Below are 6503 nucleotides of genomic sequence, written 5' to 3' on the forward strand. Positions count from 1 at the left end.
GGCCGGGGCCCCGCTCAGCCCCCGCCCTCCCCGCACAACCCCCACCCGTAGAACCCTTCCGCGCATCCGCCGCACCCCGTCCCCACCTCTTCCCCTCCTCCCCTCCCCCTCGACGACACCCGCCACTGGAGGATTTGTGTCGATATCACGTAGAACGTTCAGCAGCGCCCTCGGCGGCAGCGTGCTGGCCCTCGGCCTCGCCCAGGGCACCGCGATCGCCGCCCCCGCCTCGGCGCAGGCCGGTACCGGGGCCCGCTCGGCCGCCGCCGGCGACGACCCGTACACGCAGGCGTTCCTCACCCAGTACGGCAAGATCAAGGACGCCGCGAACGGCTACTTCAGCCCCGACGGTCTCCCGTACCACTCGGTCGAGACCCTGATGGTCGAGGCGCCGGACCACGGCCACCAGACGACGTCGGAGGCCGTCAGCTTCTGGATGTGGCTGGAGGCGGCGTACGGCAGGGTGACCGGTGACTGGGCGCCGTTCAACGCGGCCTGGGCGGTCGCGGAGAAGACCATCATCCCGCAGCACGCGGACCAGCCCACCACTGACTCGTACAAGCCGTCGGCACCCGCGACCTTCGCGGCCGAGCACCCGCTGCCGAGCGGCTACCCCTCCGCGATGAACGGCTCGGTGCCGGTGGGCAGCGACCCGCTCTCGGCCGAACTCGCCTCGTCCTACGGGACGATGGACATCTACGGTATGCACTGGCTGATGGACCTCGACAACGTCTACGGCTACGGCAACAAGCCGGGGACGGGCAGCGAGTCCGGGCCGGGCGCAGGCGCCTCCTTCATCAACACCTACCAGCGCGGTGCGCAGGAGTCGGTCTGGGAGACCGTGCCGCAGCCGACCACCGACCTCTTCAAGTACGGCGGCCCCAACGGGTATCTCGACCTGTTCGTCGGGGACTCCAGCTACGCCAAGCAGTGGAAGTACACCAACGCGCCGGACGCCGACGCCCGCGCGGTGCAGGCGGCCTACTGGGCGTACCGCTGGGCCTCGGAGCAGGGCAAGGAGAGCCAGGTCGCGGCCTCGGTGGCGAAGGCCGCCAAGATGGGCGACTACCTCCGCTACGCCATGTTCGACAAGTACTTCAAGCGCATCGGCGACTGCACGGACCCCAACTCCTGCCCGGCCGCCTCCGGCAGGGACTCCCAGCACTACCTGCTGTCCTGGTACTACGCGTGGGGCGGGTCCGCCGGCACCGGCGGCGGCTGGGCCTGGCGCATCGGTGACAGCGCCTCGCACCAGGGCTACCAGAACCCGCTCGCCGCGTGGGCACTGTCCAACGTCCCCTCGCTGACGCCGAAGTCCGCGACGGCCAAGTCGGACTGGTCCAAGAGCCTGACCCGGCAGTTGGAGTTCCTGACCTGGCTCCAGTCCAGCGAGGGCGCCCTCGCGGGCGGCTGCACCAACAGCTGGGAGGGCAGCTACAGCGCGCCCCCGGCCGGCACGCCCACCTTCTACGGGATGGCGTACGACTGGCAGCCGGTGTACCACGACCCGGCGAGCAACAACTGGTTCGGCTTCCAGGCGTGGGGCATGGAGCGCGTCGCCGCCTATTACTACGTGACCGGCAACGCGACCGCCGAGGCCGTGCTCTCGAAGTGGGTCGCCTGGGCGTCGAGCGAGACGACCATCGGCGCCGACGGCAGTTACCGCTTCCCCTCCACCCTCAACTGGACGGGACAGCCCGACACCTGGAACGCCGCGTCGCCCGGTGACAACGCCGGTCTGCACGTCTCCGTGGTGGACTACGCCAACGACGTCGGCGTGGGCGCCGCGTACGTCAAGACGCTCACCTACTACGCCGCCAAGTCGGGCGACGAGGACGCGGCGGCCCTCGCCAAGGCCCTGCTGGACGCCATGGCGCTGAACACCACCGACAAGGGCATCTCGGTGCCGGAGACCCGGCTGGACTACAACCGGTTCGACGACGAGGTGTACATCCCGTCGGGCTGGACGGGCACCATGCCCAACGGCGACCCGATCCGGTCCGGTGCGACGTTCATCGGCATCCGCAGCTGGTACAAGGACGACCCGGACTGGCCGAAGGTGCAGGCGTACCTGGACGGCGGGGACGCGCCCGTGTTCACGTACCACCGCTTCTGGGCGCAGGCCGCGCTCGCCCTGGCCTTCGCGATCTACGCGGAGCTGCTGGTGGAGGGCGGCGGCGGTGATCCGGGCGGCGACACCGAGCCGCCGACCGCACCGGGCGGGCTCACGGTGACCGCGACCACGAGTGACAGCGTCTCGCTCTCCTGGTCCGCGTCCACCGACAACGTCGCGGTGACCGGCTACGACGTGTACCGGAACGGGGTGCTCGCGGGCAACGCGACCGGGCGGACGTTCACCGACTCCGGGCTCGCCGCGAACACCGAGTTCACCTACGCGGTGGCGGCACGGGACGCGGGCGGCAACACCTCGCCGCTGTCGGACGCGGTCCTCGCCAAGACGAAGACCGGTGGTTCGACCGGGACCGGCGCGGTGAAGGTGCAGTACAAGAGCACCGACTCCTCCGCGACGGACAACCAGATCCGGATGGGCCTGCAGGTGGTGAACACCGGCAGCGCGCCCGTCGACCTGTCGACGGTGAAGGTCCGGTACTGGTTCACCGCGGACGGCGGACCGAGCACCTTCGGCACCTACTGCGACTACGCGGCGCTCGGCTCGTCCACCATCACGCACGCGGTGGTCGCCGTCTCCAGCCCGAAGACCGGTGCCGACCGCTATCTGGAGGTCGGGTTCACCGGCGGCGCGGGCACGCTGGCGGCGGGCGCCTCGACCGGTGAGATCCAGCTGCGGCTCAACAAGAGCGACTGGTCCAACTTCAACGAGGCGGACGACTACAGCCGCGCCACCAACACCTCCTACGCGGACTCCTCCAAGGTCGGCGCCTACGTGGCCGGCACGCTCGCCTGGGGCGTCGAGCCGTGACAGTCCGCCCGCTGCCGGCGCTGGCCGGGACGGCCGCCGCCCTGGTCCTGGCCGCCGCGTCGATGCTGACCGGCACGCCATCGGCCTCGGCGTCGCCGGTCACCGACTGCACGCCCCGGGGCACCACCGAACTGCGCGGCCGGGAATACCTCTACCAGCAGAACGAGTGGGACTCGGACAGCGAACAGTGCCGGCTCAGCAAGTCCGGCTGGTCGCCGTTCGACGAGACGGACGACCACAGCCTGGCCGCGGGCACGGCCTTCCCCGACGCCTCGAAGGTCGGGGTGTCCGTCAACGGCGCCCTGTCCTCGGGCGCCACCCCCTGACCGGCCGGCCCGCCGGTCACCCCACCACTCCCGATGGCGGGCCACACACTCACCCCGCTCAGCCCGCCATCGGGCACACCCCCCATGAACCCGTCCACGGAGAGCCTCCGCGGGCGTACGAGAGGAGCACGGAGCCGCAATGAGTACCAGAGGCACCATCAAGCAAGGTCTGCGCCGGAGGCTGGCCGCAGCCTCCGCCCTGGCCATGGGCGCGGCGCTGGCGGTGGCGATCCCCACCACCGCCGACGCGGCGGCGGCCCGGGTCGACAACCCCTACGTGGGCGCCAAGGCATATGTGAACCCGGACTGGTCCGCCCTGGCCAAGGCCGAGCCGGGCGGCGCGGCCATCGCCGACACCCCCTCCTTCGTCTGGATGGACCGCATCGCGGCCATCGAGGGCACGGAAGGGAAGCGGAGCCTGCGCGACCACCTGGGCACCGCCCTCGCCCAGGGTGCGGACCTGTTCCAGGTCGTCATCTACGACCTGCCGGGTCGTGACTGTGCGGCCCTGGCCTCCCAGGGCGAGCTCGGCCCCACGGAGCTCGACCGCTACAAGAACGAATACATCGACCCGATCGCCGAGATCCTCGCCGACCCGGCGTACGCGAACCTGCGCATTGTCACGATCATCGAGCCCGACTCGCTTCCCAACATCGTCACCAACGCGGGCGGCACCGCCGGTTCGACCGAGGACTGCGCGACGATGAAGGCGAACGGCAACTACGAGAAGGGTGTCGGCTACGCCCTGCACACCCTGGGTGCCATTCCCAACGTCTACAACTACATCGACGCCGCCCACCACGGCTGGCTCGGCTGGGACAGCAACATGGCCCCGGCCGGCCTGGAGTTCAAGAAGGCCGCCACCTCCGAGGGTGCCACCGTCAACGACGTCGCCGGGTTCATCGTGAACACGGCGAACTACTCGGCTCTCAAGGAGCCGAACTTCAAGATCACCGACACGGTGAACGGCACCACGGTGCGCCAGTCCAAGTGGATCGACTGGAACTACTACACCGATGAGCTGACGTTCGCCCAGGCACTGCGCACCCAGCTGGTCGGCCAGGGCTTCAACTCCAACATCGGCATGCTGATCGACACCGCGCGCAACGGCTGGGGCGGCGACGACCGGCCCACCTCCGCGGGCCCGCTGACCAGCGTGGACGACTACGTCAACGGCGGCCGCGTCGACCGGCGCATCCACGCCGGAAACTGGTGCAACCAGAGCGGTGCGGGCATCGGTGAGCGGCCCACCGCCGCCCCCGAGGCCGGGATCGACGCCTACGTGTGGGCGAAGCCCCCGGGGGAGTCGGACGGCAACAGCGAGCCCGTCGAGAACGACGAGGGCAAGGGCTGGGACCGCATGTGCGACCCGACCTACGAGGGCAACGGGCGCAACGGCAACAGCATGTCCGGCGCCCTGCCGAACGCGCCGGTCGCGGGTCACTGGTTCTCCGCGCAGTTCCAGGAGCTGGTGCGCAACGCCTACCCGCCGATCGACGGCAGCGGCGAGAACCCCGGTGGTGGCGATGACGACACGCAGGCGCCGACCGCGCCGACGGGTCTGACGTCCACGGCGAAGACCAGCAGCAGCGTCTCGCTGTCCTGGACCGCGTCGAGCGACAACAAGGCGGTCACCGGCTACGACGTGTACCGGGGCAGCACCAAGGTGGGTTCGACCTCCACCACCTCGTACACCGACTCGGGTCTGTCGGCCTCGACCGCCTACAGCTACACCGTCAAGGCGAAGGACGCGGCCGGTAACGTCTCGGCGGCCTCCTCGGCCCTCTCCGTCACCACCTCGGCGGGCGGTGGCACCGGAACGGGCTCCCTGAAGGTGCAGTACAAGAACAACGACTCCTCCGCGACCGACAACCAGATCCGGTTCGGTCTCCAGCTGGTCAACACCGGCAGCACGGCGGTGGACCTGTCCACGGTGAAGCTGCGCTACTGGTTCACCCCCGAGTCCGGCTCCTCCACCTTCGGCACCTCGTGCGACTACGCGGTCCTGGGCTGCGGGAAGCTGAGCCTGGCGGTGAAGCCGGACGGTACGACGGCCGGGGCCAGCCACTACCTGGAGGTCTCCTTCGGCAGCGGCACCCTGGCGGCCGGCGCCTCCACCGGTGAGATGCAGCTGCGGCTGAACAAGAGCGACTGGTCCAACTTCAACGAGGCGGACGACTACAGCCACGGCACGGGCACCTCGTTCGCCGACGCTTCGAAGGTCGGCGTGTACACGGCCGGTGCGCTCTCCTGGGGCACCGCTCCCTGATCAGTGACCGGATGACCCGGTGACTCCGTCCGGCCCCGCCACCTGTGTGGTGGGGCCGGACTTCTTTACGTACAGGTGATCGACGGGTTTTTGTTATGGTCTCCGGCCGGGCCGCATCTCCCAGGTGTGCGTGAAGCCAGAACAGGACTCCGGAAGAGTGAGCACAGCATGGGCCAGGACCGCGAACGGGCGTTGATCAAGGCGGCACGGGCCGGTGACGCCGACGCCAAGGACCAACTCGTCGCGTCCTGTCTTCCGCTGCTCTACAACATCGTCGGACGCGCGCTGAACGGCCACGCGGACGTGGACGACGTCGTGCAGGAGACGGTCCTGCGCATGCTGCGCGCCCTGCCCGGCCTGCGGAATCCGGAGCGCTTCCGCTCCTGGCTGGTGGCCATCGCGATGAACGAGATACGGGGGCACTGGCGCGACCGGCAGTCCGCCGCGATCCCCGTGGAGCCACTGGCCCCCGACCAGGACCGGGTCGACCCGGCGGCGGACTTCGTGGACGTGACGATCCTGCGGCTCGGGCTGTCCGGGCAGCGCCGCCAGGTCGCCGAGGCGACCCGGTGGGTGGACGAGGACGACCGGGCGCTGCTCTCGCTGTGGTGGCTGGAGGCGGCGGGCGAGCTGACCCGCGCCGAGGTGGCCACCGCGATGAACCTCTCGCCCGAGCACACCGCGGTCCGCGTGCAGCGGATGAAGGCGCAGCTGGACACCGCCCGCGTGGTGGTGGGGGCGCTGGCCGCGCAGCCGCGGTGCGTCCTGCTGGACGACATCCTGACCGGCTGGGACGGGGCGCCCTCGCCGCTGTGGCGCAAGCGCATCGCACGGCACGCGCGCGGCTGCACGGTCTGCTCGGGGTTCGGCTCGGGCCTCGTGCCGGCCGAGGGCCTGCTCGTGGGCCTCGCGCTGGTCCCGCCGGCGGTGGCCGGGGCGGCGGGACGGGCGCCCCGGCGGCCGAGGT

Annotated in this window: 4 protein-coding genes; all 4 read left to right on the top strand. The window is 70.5% G+C overall.

Annotated elements, in window-relative coordinates; all coding sequences use genetic code 11:
- Positions 1-181 precede the first annotated feature (181 nt).
- A complete protein-coding gene (locus AB0L33_RS30930; RefSeq protein WP_365686683.1) occupies positions 182-2941 on the top strand; it encodes a glycoside hydrolase family 48 protein in 2760 nt (919 codons plus the stop codon).
- The gene (locus AB0L33_RS30935; RefSeq protein WP_365686674.1) at positions 2938-3267 is read left to right on the top strand and encodes a hypothetical protein; all 330 of its coding nucleotides are present in this window, start codon (positions 2938-2940) and stop codon (positions 3265-3267) included. Before AB0L33_RS30930 ends, AB0L33_RS30935 begins: the two co-directional genes overlap by 4 nt.
- A 139-nt stretch (positions 3268-3406) precedes the next feature.
- Entirely contained in the window at positions 3407-5536 is a 2130-nt protein-coding gene (locus AB0L33_RS30940) for a glycoside hydrolase family 6 protein (protein WP_365686675.1), read from the top strand.
- 168 nt (positions 5537-5704) lie between these two features.
- Positions 5705-6503 (top strand): sigma-70 family RNA polymerase sigma factor (locus tag AB0L33_RS30945; protein ID WP_365686676.1); only part of this gene is annotated, 799 nt, incomplete at its 3' end.

The sequence above is a fragment of the Streptomyces sp. NPDC052299 genome (genome assembly GCF_040679335.1).
Lineage (GTDB): Bacteria > Actinomycetota > Actinomycetes > Streptomycetales > Streptomycetaceae > Streptomyces.

What these genes read in the sequence shown, in the direction of transcription:
- AB0L33_RS30940 (WP_365686675.1), top strand. Translation starts at nt 3,407, where the DNA reads ATGAGTACCAGAGGCACCATCAAGCAAGGTCTGCGCCGGAGGCTGGCC.